17 protein-coding genes are annotated in these 18,379 nt (G+C 61.3%); all 17 read left to right on the top strand.

Annotation, left to right across the window (positions count from 1 at the left end):
• Nucleotides 1–83 precede the first annotated feature (83 nt).
• The 17 genes from Q0176_RS08975 (at nt 84) to recG (ending at nt 18,149) form a co-directional block, all read left to right on the top strand.
• The gene (locus Q0176_RS08975; RefSeq protein WP_299301785.1) at nt 84–1,490 is read left to right on the top strand and encodes a sodium:alanine symporter family protein; all 1,407 of its coding nucleotides are present in this window, start codon (nt 84–86) and stop codon (nt 1,488–1,490) included.
• A 107-nt stretch (nt 1,491–1,597) separates the two neighbouring features.
• Nucleotides 1,598–2,833, top strand: coding sequence for a threonine synthase (locus Q0176_RS08970; RefSeq protein WP_299301782.1), 1,236 nt, complete (start codon nt 1,598–1,600; stop codon nt 2,831–2,833).
• 128 nt (nt 2,834–2,961) lie between these two features.
• On the top strand, nt 2,962–4,218 hold the full coding sequence (gene glyA, locus Q0176_RS08965) for a serine hydroxymethyltransferase (RefSeq protein WP_299301779.1): 1,257 nt from the start codon (nt 2,962–2,964) through the stop codon (nt 4,216–4,218).
• 51 nt (nt 4,219–4,269) lie between these two features.
• Nucleotides 4,270–5,736 carry a pyridoxal-phosphate dependent enzyme gene (locus Q0176_RS08960; RefSeq protein WP_299301776.1) on the top strand — a complete coding sequence of 489 codons (1,467 nt, stop codon included), beginning with the start codon at nt 4,270–4,272 and terminating at the stop codon, nt 5,734–5,736.
• 57 nt (nt 5,737–5,793) lie between these two features.
• The gene (locus Q0176_RS08955) at nt 5,794–6,807 is read left to right on the top strand and encodes an ornithine carbamoyltransferase (protein ID WP_299301773.1); all 1,014 of its coding nucleotides are present in this window, start codon (nt 5,794–5,796) and stop codon (nt 6,805–6,807) included.
• Nucleotides 6,808–7,010: 203 nt separating this feature from the next.
• Nucleotides 7,011–8,015, top strand: a complete 1,005-nt coding sequence (glpX, locus tag Q0176_RS08950) for a class II fructose-bisphosphatase (RefSeq protein WP_299301771.1) — start codon at nt 7,011–7,013, stop codon at nt 8,013–8,015.
• A 39-nt stretch (nt 8,016–8,054) separates the two neighbouring features.
• Nucleotides 8,055–8,246: a 4Fe-4S binding protein gene (locus tag Q0176_RS08945; protein WP_299301767.1), complete on the top strand. Its 192-nt coding sequence runs from the start codon at nt 8,055–8,057 to the stop codon at nt 8,244–8,246.
• 188 nt (nt 8,247–8,434) lie between these two features.
• Nucleotides 8,435–9,715 carry a tyrosine--tRNA ligase gene (tyrS, locus tag Q0176_RS08940; protein WP_299301764.1) on the top strand — a complete coding sequence of 427 codons (1,281 nt, stop codon included), beginning with the start codon at nt 8,435–8,437 and terminating at the stop codon, nt 9,713–9,715.
• Between the two features lie 47 nt (nt 9,716–9,762).
• A complete protein-coding gene (locus Q0176_RS08935; protein WP_299301762.1) occupies nt 9,763–10,620 on the top strand; it encodes a hypothetical protein in 858 nt (285 codons plus the stop codon).
• Nucleotides 10,617–11,480: a lysophospholipid acyltransferase family protein gene (locus Q0176_RS08930; protein WP_299301759.1), complete on the top strand. Its 864-nt coding sequence runs from the start codon at nt 10,617–10,619 to the stop codon at nt 11,478–11,480. Before Q0176_RS08935 ends, Q0176_RS08930 begins: the two co-directional genes overlap by 4 nt.
• Before the next feature lie 178 nt (nt 11,481–11,658).
• Nucleotides 11,659–12,051: a 6-carboxytetrahydropterin synthase QueD gene (queD, locus tag Q0176_RS08925; protein WP_299301756.1), complete on the top strand. Its 393-nt coding sequence runs from the start codon at nt 11,659–11,661 to the stop codon at nt 12,049–12,051.
• Nucleotides 12,048–12,824 carry a GTP cyclohydrolase FolE2 gene (folE2, locus tag Q0176_RS08920; protein ID WP_299301753.1) on the top strand — a complete coding sequence of 259 codons (777 nt, stop codon included), beginning with the start codon at nt 12,048–12,050 and terminating at the stop codon, nt 12,822–12,824. The genes queD and folE2 overlap by 4 nt, the downstream gene beginning before the upstream one ends.
• 7 nt (nt 12,825–12,831) lie before the next feature.
• Nucleotides 12,832–13,773 carry a hypothetical protein gene (locus Q0176_RS08915; RefSeq protein WP_299301750.1) on the top strand — a complete coding sequence of 314 codons (942 nt, stop codon included), beginning with the start codon at nt 12,832–12,834 and terminating at the stop codon, nt 13,771–13,773.
• 13 nt (nt 13,774–13,786) lie between these two features.
• Nucleotides 13,787–14,467 (top strand): YggS family pyridoxal phosphate-dependent enzyme, encoded by a 681-nt coding sequence (locus Q0176_RS08910; RefSeq protein ID WP_299301747.1) that lies wholly within the window; start codon nt 13,787–13,789, stop codon nt 14,465–14,467.
• A gap of 91 nt (nt 14,468–14,558) precedes the next feature.
• The gene (sepF, locus tag Q0176_RS08905; protein WP_299301744.1) at nt 14,559–14,999 is read left to right on the top strand and encodes a cell division protein SepF; all 441 of its coding nucleotides are present in this window, start codon (nt 14,559–14,561) and stop codon (nt 14,997–14,999) included.
• Nucleotides 14,968–16,017 (top strand): DivIVA domain-containing protein, encoded by a 1,050-nt coding sequence (locus tag Q0176_RS08900; protein ID WP_299301741.1) that lies wholly within the window; start codon nt 14,968–14,970, stop codon nt 16,015–16,017. The genes sepF and Q0176_RS08900 overlap by 32 nt, the downstream gene beginning before the upstream one ends.
• A 74-nt stretch (nt 16,018–16,091) precedes the next feature.
• Nucleotides 16,092–18,149 carry an ATP-dependent DNA helicase RecG gene (gene recG / locus Q0176_RS08895; protein ID WP_299301738.1) on the top strand — a complete coding sequence of 686 codons (2,058 nt, stop codon included), beginning with the start codon at nt 16,092–16,094 and terminating at the stop codon, nt 18,147–18,149.
• Nucleotides 18,150–18,379 lie beyond the last annotated feature (230 nt).

Below are 18,379 nucleotides of genomic sequence, written 5' to 3'. Positions count from 1 at the left end.
AAATAGAGGAAGCGTGCAAGGTCTATGCGGCTCTGATCCGGGAGATATAGCTCGAAGGATACATTTTTTAAGGAGGTCAAGTCATGGAACAGATCAATCCAGCGAAAATCTACGATGCCGTATCTGCGTTCACCGGCTGGCTGTGGGGTATTCCAATCCTGATCGTTTTGATCGGAGGCGGCGTCATCATCACTTTTCTGATCGGCGGAGTGCAATTCACACGATTTGGCTTCATCATGAAGCATACGCTCCTCTCTCTGTTCGACAAGGAGGAGCAGGCCCGTAAACGGGCACTGGGGGTCTCCCCGGCCCAGGCAGTGACGGCGGCTTTAGGCACGACCATCGGCACGGGCAACATCGTGGGAGTGGCCTCGGCCATCTCGTTGGGAGGTCCGGGCGCTCTGTTCTGGATGTGGGTCTGCGGTTTTGTGGCCATGGCCATTAAATTCGGTGAGGTGACCCTCTCATGCAACTATCGTCAACGTAATCCCAAGGGCTCCGGCTACCTGTCAGGTCCCTTCATGTACATCCGGGACGGACTGCACAGTGGGTTGCTGGCGTATATCGTGGGCTTCTGCATGCTGGTTGCCGTCATCCTGATCGCTGCCGTTCACTCCAGCACCATCACGAACACTCTCGACACCATCAGAGTTCCCCCTATAGGGACCTGTGTCGTGCTTGTGGCCGTGACGGCACTGATCCTCATCGGCGGATTCAGGCGTCTGGTGCAGGTGACGGACAAAATGGTGCCTTTCATGACCCTCTTCTATCTGATTTGTTCCCTGATCGTCATCGGAGCGAACCTCGGAAACGTCGGCAGCGTTATTTCCTCAATCTTCAAGGGGGCATTTGAGGGACAAGCGGCCGTCGGAGGCTTTGCCGGTTCGGCATTGAGCGCGACGGTTCGCTGGGGGTTGGCACGCGGCGTCTTCTCCAATGATGCCGGCTTGGGGCTGCAGGCCATCCTGCACTCACAGGCCGAGGGGATCGACCATCCTGCTCAACAGGGGATGTGGGCCGTGTTCGAAACCTTCATCGACACCATCGTCGTATGCAGTTTGACGGGATTTATGGTGCTGTTCTCCGGAGTTTGGCAGACGGGCGGCGGGGCTCTCCTCGCCTCCGACGCACTGATCTCCGTACTGGGTTCCGTCGGCCGCTGGGGCTATATCGTCGCAGTCGTCCTCTTTGCCCTCAGTTCCATTATCGGCATCGGAGAGACCGTCAAAATTCAATCTCTGGAGATCTTCAACAGCAAAATTGTCTCATGGCTCTCTCAGGCCATCTTCGTTGCAGTGATCGCCGCCGGCTGCATCGCTCATATTCAATCCGCGTTCGTGTTTGCGGACTTGGGCATCGGCATCATCCTGACGTTGAACGTCCTCTCCATCATTCTGCTGGGAAAAACTCTGCGTGCTCTGACTCGAGAATGGTTTGACAGCGACGGTATGGCAAAAAAGCATGTCCAGCCGGAATCCTTTGTCCGCTGAAGCATAAGTCATGAGGTCGAAGTAGCCTCATTATCAGGATTTACATATATAATGGTGCCGATGCTTCATTGATGTCTCCAAGATGAATTCCGGATAGGGGGTTCCCCATGTCTCAGCCGTCGGTTCTGAAGTGTGTGCTCTGCGGAAAGGAATATGAGCCCTCCACCGCTCCCTATACCTGCGACCAATGCGGATTGGACGGAACTCTGGATGTCCTGTACGATTACCCTCGTCTGAAGAAGTCCCTTCACCGGGCCTCCCTCGAGGCGGATTCGACGCCGTCCTTATGGAGGTACGGACCCGTTCTGCCCGTCATCCGGGATACCTCCATCCCACCGCTGCAGGTGGGGTGGACCCCGCTCTATAAAGCCAGGCGCCTTGCGGAAAGTTATGGAGTGCGGGAGCTCTTCATCAAGGACGACGGCCGCAATCCCACGGGGTCCCTGAAGGACCGTGCCAGCGCGGTCGGCGTCGCCAAGGCGCTCGACCTCGGGCGGGACGTCGTCGCCTGTTCCTCGACGGGGAATGCGGCCAGCTCCCTCTCCGGATTCGCCGCCGTGACGGGGCTGAAGAGCGTGATCTTCGTCCCCGAGCGGGCCCCACAGGCCAAAGTGACGCAGCTCCTGGTCTACGGCGCTTCGGTCCTCCTCGTCAAGGGAGACTACGCCGATGCCTTCCGCCTGGCGACGGCGGCAATCGACAAATTCGGCTGGTACAACCGCAACTGCGCGATCAACCCCTATCTTGTGGAGGGCAAGAAAACCTGCGCGATGGAGATCGCCGAACAGCTCGCCTGGGATGTCCCGGACAAGGTATTCATCTCCGTTGGGGATGGATGCTGTATCGGGGGCCTTTACAAGGGTTTCGGAGACCTGATGGAACTGGGGCTGACCGAGAGGATGCCCCGCATCTTCGGCGTCCAGGCCGAGGGCTCGAAGCCGATCTACGAGGCCTTCAAGGCCGGAGCCGAGAAGGTGACCTTCACCAGGGCCGCGACCCTGGCGGACAGCATTTCCGTGGGCTCCCCCCGAAACTGGGCAAAGGCGCTGCGAGCCGTTCGCAGGACGGATGGAGACATGCTCACGGTGACCGACGAGGAGATCCTGTCCGCCATTCCCGAACTGGCACGCTCCACGGGGGTTTTCGGCGAACCCGCAGGCGCGACGGCCTTTGCCGGGTTCCGCAAGGCGGCCCAATCCGGGGCCTTGAGCAGTGGGGACCGCGTGGCGGTCGTCGTGACCGGGAACGGCCTCAAGGACATCGCCAACGCACAGAAATCGGTGCCCCCGGCGTTGTCCGTCGCCCCGGATCTGGCTGAGCTCGAAAGCAAGCTGGGGCTTTAGATTTTGAAGAAAGGCTTTGGCTTGGCGGAACCCCGTTTGTGTTCTTCTGCGGTCCGAAGCAGGAGAGAAAACAATGAAATTTGAGTTTTTTGCTGAGTTCTCATGACGATCGAGAGGAAGGTTATACGATGAAGACGGCAAAGGAGTTTCTCGCGGCGACGGATCCTGAGATTTACGAGGTGTATACGGGCGAGCGCCGACGCCAGGAGGAGGGCATCGAGCTGATCGCTTCGGAAAACGTCGTTGCCCCTGCGGTGTTGGCTGCCTTGGGATCGGTCCTGACCAACAAGTACGCGGAGGGCTACCCCGGCGCGCGCTATTACGGAGGCTGCGAGGTCGTCGACGTCGCGGAGAACATCGCGCGCGACCGGGCAAAGGCGATTTTCGGCTGCGATCACGTCAACGTCCAGCCCCATTCCGGCTCGCAGGCCAATATGGCCGTGTACCTCTCCGTCCTGCAGCCCGGAGACACCATCCTGGCCATGAACCTCTCTCACGGCGGACACCTGACCCACGGTGCCCCCGTCAACTTCTCGGGCAGGCTGTACAACTTCGTCTCTTACGGCGTGAGCAGGGAGACCGGTCGCATCGACATGGACGATGTGGAGCGCCAGGCCATGGAGCACAAGCCGAAGATGATCGTCTGCGGCGCCAGCGCTTATCCCCGCGAGATCGACGCCGAAGCCTTCCACAGGATCGCGAAGAAGGTCGGGGCCTATCTGATGTTCGATATCGCCCACATAGCAGGGCTCGTCGCGGCGAAGCTGCATAAGGATCCCGTGCCGTGGTGCGATTTCGTCACGACGACGACCCACAAGACCCTTCGCGGCCCGCGCGGCGGCATGGTGATGTGCAAGGAGGAGTTTGCGAAGGCCCTCGACAAGGCGATCTTTCCGGGAATGCAGGGCGGGCCCCTGATGCACGTCATCGCGGCCAAGGCCGTGGCCCTGAAGCTGGCTGCGGAGCCGTCCTTCGCCGTGTATCAGCGGCAGACCCTGGCCAATTCCAAAGCGCTGGCAGAGGCTCTTGTCGGGTACGGGTTCCAGCTGGTGTCCGGAGGAACCGACAATCACCTGATGCTGATAGACCTGCGCAGCAAGAAGCTGACGGGCAAGGCGCTGGAGCACGCACTGAACGAGGCGGGACTGACGGTCAACAAGAATGCCGTCCCCTTCGACACGGAGAAGCCCACGATCACCAGCGGCATCCGCATCGGGACCCCGGCCGTGACGACCCGCGGTTTCAGGGAGCCGGAGATGAAGCGCATCGCGGAGTGGATCGACCGTATCTCCAAAGACGTCGAAAACGAGTCGTTGATAAAAACCGTAAGGGCTGAGGTCCGGGAGCTGTGCGCGAAGTTTCCGGTCTATCCCGATCTGGTATAGCGGGAACCCCGGGAAACAAGGCGGGTTCCATCAGGACGGAGGAGGAACAATATGATCGATCTGACGATGAATCAGGAGAATCTGAAAAATACGGTGGAGCTGGCTAAAAAGCGTAATGTCCTGATCCCGACGTTCAAGCAGATGCGGGATCCCGAAGCCCACACCCCCACCGGCATCAAGGAAAAACTGAAAAAGATCGGGCTTTGGGATGTCGATCCCGCAAACCTTTTCCGAATCACCTGGAAGAACCAGCCCCAGAAGAGCGGCGGGCTCTACGGCAAGGTCAATTATCTCGAGGTTCCGCACGAGATCACCGGGGTACGGGCAAAAATTTTTGCCCTCTGCGGCAAGTGGTTTCCCACAGGTGCCCATAAGGTGGGGGCGAGTTTCGGCTGCCTCGTCCCGCGCCTCGTGACGGGGCAGTTCGACCCGACGCGCCACAAGGCCGTATGGCCCTCCACCGGAAATTATTGCCGCGGAGGAGCCTACAACGCCCAGCTCCTGGGCTGCGAGTCCGTCGCCATCCTTCCCGAGGGGATGAGCAAGGAGCGATTCGACTGGCTCAGGACCGTGGCGGGCGAGATCATCGCCACACCCGGTACGGAGAGCAACGTCAAGGAGATCTACGACAAGGTCGCCGAGATCCGTGCGACGCGCCCCGAGGCGGTCATCTTCAATCAGTTCGATGAGCTGGGCAACCATCTGTGGCACTATACGGTGACCGGACGGGCCATGGAGGAACTCTTCAACGACGTCAAGGGCGCGAGGGACCGTTTTGCCGGCGTCGTCGTGACGTCCGGGTCCGCCGGAACGACCGCATCGGGCGACTATCTGCGCGAGGTCTTTCCCACCTTCAGGTTCGGGGTGGGGGAGGCTCTCCAGTGTCCGACCCTGCTTCTCAACGGGTTCGGAGATCACCGCATCGAGGGGATCGGCGATAAGCACGTCCCCTGGGTCCACAACGTCAAGAACACCGACGTGGTCTTCGCGATCGACGACAGCGTCTGCATGGCGATGATCCGCATCTGCAACGAGCCGGAAGGGCAAAAGTACCTCAGGAGCATCGGGGTCAAGGAGGCGGACATCGAGCGCCTGAACCTGATGGGCATCTCCGGAGCGGCCAACGTCGCCATGGCGATCAAGATGGCCAGGTACTACGAGATGGACGAGAACGACGTCATCGTCACGGTCTTCACGGACTCCATGGAGATGTACGGTTCCCGCCTGGAGGAGATGACCGCGAAGATGGGCGCCTACACCCAGGTCCAGGCTGCGGTCGATCACAACCGCTACGTCCTCGGGATGGGGATCGACGGCATGGCGGAACTCTCTTATTACGACCGTAAACGCATTCACAACCTGAAGTACTACACATGGGTCGAACAGCAGGGGAAGACATCCGAGGAGCTGAACGCCCAGTGGTACGACCGGGACTATTGGACCAACGTCCACAAGATGGCCGACGTCATCGACGAGAAGATCGACGCCTTCAACCGGATGACGGGGCTGGCCCTCTGATCGGGACGGACCGGGGATCGAGATATTATTCACCATTTATTTAAGGAGAGATTTCGAGTGCAGACATTGTTCAGGGGGAAGCATTTCGTCACGCTTCGGGACTGGAGCCAGGACGAGGTCGAGACGTTGCTGAAGGTCTCGATGCAGCTCAAGATGGACTTTGCTTTGGGGCGGCTTAACGAATCGCTCAAAAACCAGACGATCTTTCTGATGTTCTTCGAACAGTCGACCCGTACCCGCAATTCCATGGAGGCGGGCATCACCCAGCTGGGCGGACACGCACACTTCCTGGACACCAGTACCATGCAGGTCAGCCACGGCGAGTCGGCCAAGGACACCGCCATCATCCTGGGACGGATGGGACATGCCATCGCCTGCCGGTACTGCAACTGGGGCTACGGCAACAAGTACATCAACGAGATGGCGCAATGGGCCCCGGTCCCGGTGATGAACCTTCAGTGCGACCTCTATCATCCCATGCAGGCCATCGCCGACCTGATGACGATCCAGGAGAAGTTCGGGACGACCAAAAAGCTCAAGGTCTCCATCATCTGGGCCTATGCCGAGAGCCACAAGAAGCCGATTTCCGTGCCCTTGTCCCAGGTGCTGTTCTTCCCGCGCTTCGGGATGGATGTGGTGCTGGCGCACCCCAAGGGTTGGGAGCTTCCCGACTGGGTCATCGCCGAGGCCAGGGCCAATGCGGAGCGCTACGGCGGGAGCGTCACCGTGACGGACGACGAGGCCTATGCCTATAAGGACGCCCATATCGTCATCCCCAAGAACTGGGGCAACTGGGTGACCGACCAGACGGGCCTGACGACGACGGGGGCGGTCAAGGTGGTCGACGACAAACTCATGGCGCACCGCTCCTGGAAGTGCACCGAGGAGAAGATCGCCACGGCGGATCGCGATGTCGTCTACATGCACGCACTGCCTGCGGACCGCAACAACGAGGTTGAGAACTCCGTCATCGACGGGCCGCATTCCATTGTCTACGACGAGGCGGAGAACCGTCTGCATACGGCCAAGGCTGTCATGGCCCTGACCATGGGGGGCCGCGGCCGCGGCTGATTCCCCTCCCTTCCGGACCTCTTACCTTTGAGCCGATCAGGTCAGGCCCGAGCCCCGTCTCGGGCTTGACTTTTTTCCGCTTTTACTGCAAAGTGAACTTGAGCGGAACGGACTTTCCGCGACGCCGCCGGTCGATTGCGCTTCAAGGACATTTTCTCGGATGGAGGATTCTTCGAGACCGTATTGCAGGGAGGTTGATGTTTATGTCGCTCTTCGCTTCGGATAAGAATTTGGCTCTGGAGTTGGTTCGTGGTACGGAGGCTGCGGTCATGGCCAGCGGCCGATGGTTTGGACGGGGCAGCAAGAACGATGTGGACCGCTCCGCCGTCGAGGCTATGCGCTACATGCTCAACAGCGTGAGCATGAAGGGCGTCGTCGTGATCGGCGAGGGGGAGAAGGACGAGGCGCCGATGCTCTTCAACGGGGAGGAACTGGGCCGCGGGGATGGTCCGGAGGTCGACATCGCCGTCGATCCCATCGACGGAACGCGCCTGATGGCCTGCGGCCTGGGCGGCGCCATCAGCGTCGTCGCCGCGGCGGACCGTGGCAGCATGTTCAGTCCCCAGGACCTCTTTTACCTGGACAAGATCGTGACGGGGCCGGAGGCCGCCGACTTCATCGATATCGAAGCGCCGGTCCACGTCAACCTGCGCCGGGTGGCCAAGGCCAAGAACAAGGCGGTCGAGGACGTCACGGTCGTGATGCTGGACCGCCCCCGCAACGACGCGATCCGTGAGGAGGTCTGCAAGCTGGGCGCTCGTATCCGTCTGATCCCCGACGGGGACGTCAGCGGGGCGCTCACCACCTGCTGGAATGAGACGGCCGACCTGCTCCTGGGCTCCGGGGGCTCTCCCGAGGCCGTCATCACGGCCTGTGCGGTCAAGTGCCTGGGGGGCAACATGCAGTGCCGCCCTTACTTCCGCAACGAGGAGGATGAGGCGAAGGGCAAGGCCCGGGGACTGACGCGGCATACCGTCCTGACGCTCGAGGACCTGGTGAAGGGGGACAACGTCTTCTTCGCCGCGACGGGCGCCTCCGACGGCGATATGCTGAAGGGCGTGAGCTACCAGGGGCAGCGGATCCACACCTCTTCTATATGTATGAGGGGCAAGAGCGGGACGGTGCGCTACATCTCGGCGGTACACTCCCCGAAGAAGCTCTCCGAGCTGGGCAGCGCCATCGACTACAGCCCCCGGCGCGAGGGCTGATCGTCCCCTGCCTTGCAGCTCTTCCCCTGATCGAGAGGAATGTCCGTAGCGGGACTCAAGGCTCACGTTCGGAAGGAGGCCTGCACGGCCTGCGGCCGGTGCGGGAAAGTCTGCCCCGTCGGGGCGATGCGGACGCTCCCCGGGAGGGCCGCCGAGGTGGACGGGGCTGCGTGCGTCGGCTGCATGCGTTGTCTCAGGGCCTGCCCCGTGAGGGCGATCAGGGCGGGATGAAAAACCCCGTTTTCCTTTTTGAAATTTCGATGTTTATCCCTTGGATTTCGGAGGCGGAATCGTCTTGGAGTCCAAGGGACAAAATGGCGTTTTCTCGCTATAATTCTGGATAAAAATTGGAGAAAATAACGCTTCGCCCCGGCAGGATACGATAAGAATAACGGGGACGGAGTGGGAGGAGTGCGGAGATGCCGGAGAAGGCTTTTGATGTTTTGCAGTCCCGTGGCTATGTGGAATGGTGCAATGCGGAGGACAGGCTGCGCGAGGTCATGGACGAGGGGATGATCACGGCCTACGTCGGATTCGACCCCACGGCGGACAGCCTGCACGTCGGCCACCTGATCCCCCTGATGGCGCTGGCATGGCTCCAGCGTGCGGGGCATCGTCCCATCGCGCTGGCCGGAGGCGGCACCGGACTGATCGGCGACCCGTCAGGGAAGAGCAGGGAGCGCAACCTCATCACGGTGGAGGAGGTACGGCGCAACGTGGAGGGGGTGCGCCCCCAGCTGGCGCACTTCCTCGACTTCGACTGCGGAGCGAATTCCGCGCTGCTGCTCAACAACTACGACTGGCTTTCCTCCCACTCGTTTCTGGAGGTCCTCCGGGACGTCGGCAAATATTTCTCGGTCAACAGCCTCATCGCCAGGGAATACGTGCGAAGCCGCCTGGAGGACCCCGAGAAGGGCATCTCCTACACGGAGTTCTCCTACGTCCTGCTCCAGGCCATGGACTTCAGGCACCTGTACGAGACCCATGGCTGTCGTCTCCAGATGGGCGGCAACGACCAGCAGGGGAATCTGCTGGCCGGGTCGGACTATGTCCGGAAATCCATGGGGGGTGAGGTCTTCGGCCTGACCCAGCCGCTCCTGCTGACCGCGTCCGGGACGAAATTCGGCAAGACCGAGGCGGGGGCGGTGTGGCTCGATCCCAGACGGACCAGCCCGTACCGGTTCTACCAATTCTGGTTCAACACGGACGACAGGGACGTGGAGCGCCTCCTCAAGCTCTTCACCTTCCTGCCGCTGGACGAGATTCGGGACCTCATGGAGAGGCATGCGGCCCGGCCGGAGGAGCGGGCGGCCCAGCGCCGTCTGGCCTTGGAGGTGACGCAGCTCGTCCACGGGGAGGGCGCGGCCCTCAGCGTCGTCAAAGCCAGCTCCGTACTCTTCGATGCGGAGTCCGACCTCACGGATCTAACGGAGGAGACCTATGCGGCCCTTCGGGAGGAGGTTCCCTTTGCCGAGGTGGACCTGGACCTGCCCGCGGCCTTGCTGGACGTGCTCACGGTCTGCGGGGCCTTCGAGAGCCGGGGAGAGGCCAAAAGGGCGATCCGACAGGGCGGCGTATCCCTGAACGGGATGCGGGCCTCCGACGAGGGGGCGACCGTGTCCCGGGAGGAGCTCGGAAGGGGCCGTTACCTTTTTGTCCGGATCGGGCGCAAGCGGTTCCATCTGGTCGCCTTCTCGTAGATTCCAGCTTTTGAGGACTCCCCCAAAAGAGTGTTACGGAGGTACTGATGGTTCCCTGCATTTGGTATGCATCAAAGATCGCCCACCCCTGGGAACGGGCGATGATCGGCAACATGGGGGCCGCGCTGAGGGCCCGCGGCGTCGGCCTGTCCATCTACACGGACGGGGGCACGACGGACTTCTGTCTCGACGGAGTCCTCTCTTGGAGGGCCTTGACGCTTCTGGAACGAATGCGGCTGATCCTCTCCTCGGCAGGCGCTCTCTGGCACCTCTGGGGCAAGGCTCCCCGCTGGTGGGGCCTCGTGAGGGTACGCTCCCGGACCGTGCATACGTCCTGGCTCCCCGATCCCGCATGGAGAGGACATCCCTCCCGCATCTTCACGGAACAGGCCGACGATGGGGAGACCGTCGTCAAGCCGACTTTCGAGTCCCGCCTCGTTCATACGGAGGAGTCCGCCGGCGTTCCGCCCGATGGTTCCCGTGCGGTCTACGTAAAGCTGGCGTCGGCGAGCGCCCCTTTGCGCGAGGCCGTTGCGGCGCTGAACAGTCCGGTCGTGGACCTGGGGATGGGACGCGTCGGTGCGTCGGCGGCCAAGAGCGGTTGCTTCATCTCAGGCGACGGCCCCTCGGAGGCCCTTCACGCCGCCGCCCTGACGATGCAGGGGCTGGCCGTGGTGGGGCCGGACACCCCCTATCTTCACTCCCTCTTGGGCGACGAGGGCTATTTTTCCGTCGGAGAGGACAGGGAAGAAGCCTGGAAGGAGGCCATAAGCCAGGCTATTTCCGACCGTGGGCGGGCCCTGGCCATCTCCGCCCGGCACATGATCAAGACCCGCTACTCCGCTTCGGAGAGCGCGGATTCCCTCGAGGCGATGTACCGCTCGGTGCTGGAGGGGAGCGTTTGACCGCTGCATCCTGGATATTGAGACGTTTTCAGGCCTTGGCCGCACCCGGCTGGAGGGCGCGGGCGACGGCCGCCTTCTTCGGGGCCGCGCTCGGTGTCCTCGCCCCCCGTAAGGGACGGATCGAATCCAACCTGAGCCTCGTGTACCCCGATAAGGACCGTGCGTGGCGGGCCCGCATCCGGCACAGGCTTTACGGGCATCTGGCCTGGACCGTAACGGAGCTCATGGTCCTGCAGCGGGACCCCCGGCAGGCCTTGCGCTGGGTCGAGGAGGTCGAGGGACTCCATTGGGTGGAAGAATGCCGGTCGCAGGGCAGGGGCGTCCTTTTTCTGAGTGCGCATTTCGGCAACTGGGAGCTCCTCGCGGCCTGGTACGCGCAGGTGTGCAAACGCGATGGAGGCCCCGGCTTTCATATCGTCTCGCAGGAGATCCATGACCGCGGCATCTCGGATCTGCTCCGGGAGTATCGGGAGCGCTGCGACATAGGCCTGCTGCCCAAGGATACCTCCACCCTGGAGTTCGTACGCCTCCTGAGGGAGGGCGCACATATTGCCCTTCTTGCGGACATCTCCTGGCTGGGGGGGGTACGTCTGCCCTTCATGGGACACGAATGTACCAATACCACAGGGCCCGCCGTGCTTTCGATTCTGGCCTCCGTCCCCATCGTCCCGGTCGGAATCTACCGCCTGGCTCCCTTCCGACACAGGGTGCGCTTCTTTCCTCCTCTGCCCGTTCCGGAGGAGCGAAACAGGCTCCGCAGGGCGGAATTGCTGACCCTGGAGGTGAACCGCGCTCTGGAGGAGATCATTGCCCCGAGGCTGGAGCTGTGGTTCTGGATGCACAATCGCTGGAAGACATGAACGGTCCCGCCAAGCCCTGCGGCTCGGTGGAATCATGTATAATTTGAGGCGAAAGCGGCTTCAATGAAAAAAAGGCTTTTTTTCATTGAAGAAGAGGACTTTTGAAAAGCCGTTCTCGTCTGTTTTCGGGAATGATTTTCGAATTTATCCGGATTTGTTTTTCTTTTAAGGAGCGACCATGCTACTTCGCAAGGAGTTCACGTTCGATGCGGCGCACAACCTCGTTCAATATCACGGGAAGTGCGAGGCCCTGCACGGGCACACCTATCGTTTGGCCGTCGTTCTCGAGGGAACGCCGGATGCGGAGGGAATGATCCTCGACTTCTGCGAGCTCTCCGCCGCAGTCAGGGAGCGTGTCGTATCACGGCTCGACCACACCTATATCAATGACATCATCCCGCAGCCCACGGCGGAGAATATCTCCCAATGGATATGGGACCAGATAGAGGCTCCGCTCTCCCGGTCCAACTGCCGCCTGCACGAGGTCTGGCTCTGGGAGACGGCGACCAGCTGCGTCGTCCTGAGCGCGTCGGACCGGACCGGCCGGATGGGGGACCGAGGACGGCCATGAAGGACGTGCAGAAGGAAAGGGATCTGCGCAATATCGCGATCGACCGCGTAGGGGTGCGCGACGTCCATTATCCCATCACCGTCATGGACCCGCTGAACGGAACGCAGGCGACCATCGCGTCGGTCTCGATGAGCGTTTTGCTTCCCCACGAGTATCGGGGAACCCACATGAGCCGCTTCATCGAAACCCTGGAGGAGTACAAGGGTAAGGTCTCGCTGACGACCCTCAGGGTGCTGGCCGAGCATCTCTGCTCGAAGCTGGATGCCTCGGAGGCCTCCATAAAGTTCGATTTTCCCTATTTCGTCCGTAAGAAGGCCCCCGTCTCCGGCATCGAGAGCTTCATGCGATACGAGGCCAGTCTGGAGGGGATCAGCCGCGGCAGCGAATTCGACATGAAGGTCGGAGTCGGCGTCCCCGTGCAGACGCTCTGCCCCTGTTCGAAGGAGATCTCGAGGGTGGGGGCGCACAATCAGCGCGCCTTCGTCCGCCTGAAGGTCCGCAGCTCCGGTCTCGTCTGGTTCGAGGAGCTGATCCGCACGGTCGAGGACGCTTCCTCGACCCCGCTCTATACCCTTCTGAAGCGGGAGGACGAGAAGTTCGTGACCGAGCGGGCCTACGAAACGCCCCGTTTTGTCGAGGACCTCGCGCGGGAGCTCGCCATGGCCCTCGACCGGGACGACCGGATCGTCTGGTACGATATATCGGTTACCAGCGCGGAGAGCATTCACCGCCACGATGCCTTCGCCGAGCTGGTTCGGGACAAGAGGAGCTGAGGAGGCCATGGAGCCGGAGGGCAGAAATGCGGAAGGGGGAAACGGGCTCTTCGGACGGCTGGTCTACTATGCGGCCTTTCTGCTGATCTTCGTCGGGGTGGGCAAAGTTTACCTCATCTGGCTCGAAAACTATCGGCTGCTTCACCCTGAAATCATCGAGGCCTTCGCCGTCGGCTATATCGAGGAGCAGCCGTTGAATGGGATTCTGCTGTGGGACGAGCAGCTCGTCTACGCCCCCAGGGACGGTGTCCTCACGTACCTCTCTCCGCTTCCCCGAAGGGTATCGAAGGGGGAGGTCGTGGCGGCCCTGGACGGAGCAGCCGTGAAGGTCCCCGCTCCGGGCTATTTTTTCCCGGCGCTGGACGGACAGGAGGGGCATTGGGTCTACTCGCGTCTTTGGCCGGAGTTTGCGCCGTTTCCTTTTTTCAGGTCGGCCGTTCTTTTGGAGAACGGGACCCAGCTGCGGAAGGGGGCGCCGATCGGCAAGCTCGTGCCCCAACCGCAATTTCTGCGCTGGATCGCTTATCTCGACAACAGTCCGTCCATTGCGCTCAGCCTGCGGCGGAAGAAAGCCTCGTTAAGGATTCGCCTCGACCCGGAGGGGAAGGAGCGGGAAGCGGAGATCGTCGCAGTGAAGTTTTCCGGACAGAAAATAAAGGTTTGCCTGCGTCTGCCTTTTTTCCCTGCCTCCGTCCTGCATTCCCGTGCCTTCTCCTGCCGCGTCATCGCCGGGGATCTCCAGGGCGTGATGCTTCCGGATACGGCGGTCGTGACCCGAGACGGCAGGAATGTGGTCTTTCTCGTGCAGGGAAGCCGGGTTTTATCGCAGGACGTCGAGGGGTTTCCCGCCGACCACGGACATTTTTTCATCACCAGGGGCGTGGCGCCCGGGAACAAATTGATCCTGCATGCCGACAAGAACCTGTCCGGCGTCATCAGGCTCTGGTAGAAGGAGGGCAAGCATGTCTCTCGAGGAGAGGATTTCCGCGATAAGGGAAAGGATAGCCCGCTGCGCCGAACATACCGGAAGGAAGGGGTCCGACGTTCGGCTCGTAGGGGTGACCAAGACAAGAACCGTGGCGGAGATGCGTGAAGCGGCTCCCTTGATCGATGCCATCGGCGAGAACCGCGTTCAGGAGGCCCTCTCGAAGAAACAGGAATGGGGCGGGGAGGGAGGCCCGGAATGGCGCCTGATCGGTCACCTCCAGAAAAATAAGGCCCGTCGCGCCGTCGAAATGTTCGACAGCGTGGATTCGGTGGACTCCATAGGGATCGCTTCGACGCTGGATCGTATCGCCATGGAGCTCGATCGCTCCCTTCCGGTGCTGATCGAGGTCAACACGGCCGGGGAGGCGAGCAAGACGGGGATCGAGCCCGGCGAGTTTCCGAAGCTCCTAGATCATGTCCTGAACTCACCGCGCCTGAACCTTCAGGGATTGATGACTATCGGCCCGCTGACGGACGACGAAGCGCAGGTCAGGAGGGCCTTTGCCTCCCTGAGGGAGCTTTCGGACCGAGCCCGTTCCTCCTCCGGCCGGGAACTGCCGGTCCTCTCCATGGGGATGAGCGGGGACTTCGAGTGGGGGATCCTGGAGGGCAGCACGATGGTTCGCATCGGGACGGCACTTTTTGGGCCCCGTTAACCTTTTTGTGATTTTTTTGCCAATACATGTTATAGTTTAGGGCGGAAGCAACGAACAGAAGGTTGCATCCTGTTCGAGGAGGAGTAGACTGGTGAGGAAACTGATGCAGATCTTGGGATTCTACGGTGACGACGACTACGACGAATCCGAGGAACATTACGGCGAGAAGCCCCAACCCGCCAAAAAGTCGTCTCAGGCATGGCGGCGGGATGAGGCTCGGTCCGGTCAGGGTCCATTGAGGATGGTCTTCTTCAAGGGGGTCCCCTCCGAGGAGATCAAGCTCAAGCTCAGGGATGCCCTGCTGGACGGGGTGATGATCCTTCTGGATCTTCACGATCTGGATCCTCAGAGCTTCGAGAAGGAAGGGCGTCCCTTCATCAATTTTATGGGAGGAGTGGCCTTCGCCCATAAGGGCCGTATGGAGTACATCGAGCCTGCGCTTTACGTCGTTACACCGCATGAAGGTATGTTTGAGGAATGGGCTGAGGAGGAACTTGGGAATGCCGGATCTTTTGACCGCCAAGGACGTTGAGGTAAGGGCCTTTAAAAAAGTTTCCTTTGGAGGCTATGCCATTCCGGAGGTTGAAGAGTTTCTGAATCAGGTTGCGGACGATATCGAGACTTACGCTTTACGCCTGGAGGAGAGTGAACGGCGCATCCAGGAGCTCGAGGATCTCGTTCAGAAGCAGGAGTCCATGACGGACATGATCAAGGACGCACTGATTCAGGCTCGCAAGAGCGCGAAGGAGATGGAGGAGGCAGCCCGTTTGCAGACGGAGGAGATCCTCACTCAGGCTCGCCAGGAGGCCGAAACGCGTATCGCCGAGGCCAACTCCAAGCTGGGGGAGATCGACCTCCAGGCGCAGTCTCGCCTGGAGGAGGCGGAGAAATCGGCCGAGCAGGTCCTCTCCAACGCGCGTGCGGCGGCTTCGAACATGCTTCAGGAAACCCAGCAGATGCGGGAAAGCTTGGAACAGGAGATCGATCAGCGTAAGAAAGAGGTCTCCGAAGAAACCGAGAAGATACTCTCCGAGGCTCGCGCGGCCGCTTCCGTCATTCTTCAGGAAGCCCAGCAGCAGAGCGAGACCTTGGCGCGGGAGAGAGAACGGGACCTGGCCGAGGCATCCGAACAGGTTGAGAGAATGCTTGCCAGGGGGCGGGAAAAGGCCTCCGATCTCCTCCAGGAGACCCGGCAAAAATGTGACAGCCTGCAACAGGACGCCGAGCGACGCAAGGCCGAGATCTCGGAGGAAGTGGAGGAGATCAGGGAACAGCTGCATTTTCTGAACCTTCAAAAGCAGCAGTTCTTGAGGGCCGCCGTTTCCATGTTGATTGACTTCGGGCAGGTTGTGGACAAGGCCCAACAGGAATTCGAGCTGGAGATGGCCGGAAAAATGGAGGACCTCGAGGCAGAGGATTCAACGGATTCAACGGATTCGAAAGAAGATGCTCCGGCCGAGGAGGTCGTGGACCAATCGGAATCCTCTTCCGAGGCTGAGGCCGACCCCATCAATGCCCTGGTGGTCGGCGGGGAAGGGGACGTTGCGTAAGGTGGGGGCGTTTCCTGCCGAAAGTGTGTGCGTTTTGCCGAACGTCGGGTGGAGGTAGCTCCCATCGTCGTAACATGAGCGTTCTGGCATCCTCAATTCGTTTCCTCCGCGGAGTGGGGGAGAAACGGGCTCAAGCGTTCGCTCGCTTGGGCATTTTTGTTGTGGAGGATCTGCTCTTTTTCTTTCCTCGACGCTACGAGGACCGGCGTGCGCTGACCCCGCTCGGCGATCTTCAACCCGATACCTTCTCCGCGGTCGTCGCGGAGGTTGCCGCCTCGCCCGCAGGGCCTGCCGGGTATCGTTTCGGACCGCTTTCCATAGCGTTGACCGACGGGGTCCACACCGTAAGGGCCGTGTGGTTCAACAACCCTCGGCTGGGGTCCCGGTTCAGGCCCGGAATGAGGCTGGCCCTGTACGGAAGGGTGGAGTATCGCGGCGGCCTCCAGCTGACCAATCCGGAATTCGAGGTTCTGGAGGGAGACGGAACCGCTTCGGTGGGGCGGATCGTCCCCGTCTATCCTCTTGCGGCCCCCCTTTCCCAGAGGTGGACGAGGCGCTTGGTCGGTACCGTGTTGGAATCATATGGGGGGGAACTGACGGATTTTCTTCCCGACTCGCTCCGGAGACGCCATGGAATGAAGGCCCTGCCGGCTGCCGTTCGGGAACTTCATTGCCCGGGGGACAGGAATTCCTGGCTGAGGGCCAGGAATCGTCTGGCCTTCGACGAGCTTTTTCTACTTCAGATCGGACTTCTGCTGCGCCGCAGAACGTATGCGGCCTCCGGACACGCCGTCCCCATCAGGCCAGGCCGAAAATTTCAGGCCCTCATGGGACCCGGTCTCCCCTTCGAGCCGACCGGCGCGCAGCGGCGCGCCGTCGCCGAGATACTCGGGGACATGAACTCCAGGACGCCCATGAACCGCCTGCTTCAGGGGGATGTGGGATCGGGAAAGACCTTCGTGGCCTCGGCGGCGATTCTGGCGGCGGCCGACTCCGGGGTCCAGTCGGTATTCATGGCGCCGACCGAGATTCTGGCTCAGCAGCACTATTTCAACCTCAAGGAGATGCTGGGGTCTCAGGGCATCGAGACCGTGCTCCTGACGGGAGGGCAGAGGACCGCGGAGCGGAGGAGCGCGGCAGAGGCCATCCGGAACGGGGGCGCTCAGGTGATCGTCGGTACGCACGCCGTCTTTGGGGACGAGGTGCGCTTCGCCAGGCTGGGACTGGTGATCGTGGACGAACAGCATCGTTTCGGCGTGCTGCAGAAAAATTCCCTGATCGCGAAAGCCTCCGCACCGCATGTCCTGGTCATGACCGCCACGCCGATACCCCGGACTTTGGTGCTCTCGATCTACGGGGACCTGGAGGTCTCCATCCTGGACGAGCTCCCCCCCGGGCGCGCGCCGATCAAGACCATCCGCATGAGTGCGGGGATGGAGAAAACGCTTCTGGACCTGGTCCGAGAAGAGATCCGCCGGGGAAGGCAGGTCTACTGGGTCTGTCCCCTCATCGAGGACGAGGAGCAGGGAGAACCCCGAGCGGTCGTCTCCCGCTTCGGCCGCCTCTCGAGTGCGCTTCCCGAAGTGCGGATCGCCATGCTGCACGGCCGCCTCCCCATGGGGGAGAAGGAGAGTATCATGAGGAGTTTCTCCGAGGGCAAGACGGACCTGCTCGTGGCGACGGCGGTCATCGAGGTGGGACTGGACGTCCCGAACGCCACCCTCATGATCGTCGAGGACGCAGGGCGTTTTGGACTGGCCCAGCTGCACCAGCTCCGGGGGCGCGTCGGCCGGGGACGCGCGGACAGCGCCTGTATTCTGCTGGAGGGAAGGGAAACCTCTCCTGAGGGGAGGGGTCGCATCGAGACGATGCTCAGGATCTCCAGCGGCTTCGACCTCGCCGAGGAGGATTTGAAGCAAAGAGGCCCCGGTGAGGTCTGCGGGGTCCGCCAGCACGGAGTCACCGACTTTCGCGTGGCCGATCTCGTTCGGGACCGGAGGCTTCTGAGCCTGGCGAGGGACGAGGCAAGAAGACTCCTCGAGACGGACCCTCAGCTCGAGAGCGCGCCCCTTCTGCGGGAGGAACTGGACAAAAGGCTTGGAAAGACCCTGAAGCTTGCCGGGACGGCGTGAGAAGCATTATCGCATCTTCGGCATCCTCCAGGGTGCCTCCTCGTCTCACGACTTGGCCCCGCCATCGTCAATCCTTTGGCCTGACGCAGTTCCCTTGTCCTCGTCACAGCCCACCTCCCTTCCATGCCCTATTTTACCGTACTCTGTCGTATAATGAGACGCAGGCACAAAAAAGAGCCGCCCCCGTCGAGGTCAGCAGCTCTTTCACATAAAGGAAGGAGCCCCCGACA

Source organism: uncultured Fretibacterium sp. (assembly GCF_938040765.1).
Classification (GTDB): domain Bacteria; phylum Synergistota; class Synergistia; order Synergistales; family Aminobacteriaceae; genus CAJPSE01.
This window is presented reverse-complemented; position numbering and strand designations above follow the sequence as displayed.

Coding starts and splice junctions, on each gene's coding strand:
- Q0176_RS08975 (WP_299301785.1), top strand. CDS start 84: ATGGAACAGATCAATCCAGCGAAAATCTACGATGCCGTATCTGCGTTC.
- Q0176_RS08970 (WP_299301782.1), top strand. CDS start 1,598: ATGTCTCAGCCGTCGGTTCTGAAGTGTGTGCTCTGCGGAAAGGAATAT.
- glyA (WP_299301779.1), top strand. CDS start 2,962: ATGAAGACGGCAAAGGAGTTTCTCGCGGCGACGGATCCTGAGATTTAC.
- Q0176_RS08960 (WP_299301776.1), top strand. CDS start 4,270: ATGATCGATCTGACGATGAATCAGGAGAATCTGAAAAATACGGTGGAG.
- glpX (WP_299301771.1), top strand. CDS start 7,011: ATGTCGCTCTTCGCTTCGGATAAGAATTTGGCTCTGGAGTTGGTTCGT.
- Q0176_RS08945 (WP_299301767.1), top strand. CDS start 8,055: ATGTCCGTAGCGGGACTCAAGGCTCACGTTCGGAAGGAGGCCTGCACG.
- tyrS (WP_299301764.1), top strand. CDS start 8,435: ATGCCGGAGAAGGCTTTTGATGTTTTGCAGTCCCGTGGCTATGTGGAA.
- Q0176_RS08935 (WP_299301762.1), top strand. CDS start 9,763: ATGGTTCCCTGCATTTGGTATGCATCAAAGATCGCCCACCCCTGGGAA.
- queD (WP_299301756.1), top strand. CDS start 11,659: ATGCTACTTCGCAAGGAGTTCACGTTCGATGCGGCGCACAACCTCGTT.
- folE2 (WP_299301753.1), top strand. CDS start 12,048: ATGAAGGACGTGCAGAAGGAAAGGGATCTGCGCAATATCGCGATCGAC.
- Q0176_RS08915 (WP_299301750.1), top strand. CDS start 12,832: ATGGAGCCGGAGGGCAGAAATGCGGAAGGGGGAAACGGGCTCTTCGGA.
- Q0176_RS08910 (WP_299301747.1), top strand. CDS start 13,787: ATGTCTCTCGAGGAGAGGATTTCCGCGATAAGGGAAAGGATAGCCCGC.
- Q0176_RS08900 (WP_299301741.1), top strand. CDS start 14,968: ATGCCGGATCTTTTGACCGCCAAGGACGTTGAGGTAAGGGCCTTTAAA.
- recG (WP_299301738.1), top strand. CDS start 16,092: ATGAGCGTTCTGGCATCCTCAATTCGTTTCCTCCGCGGAGTGGGGGAG.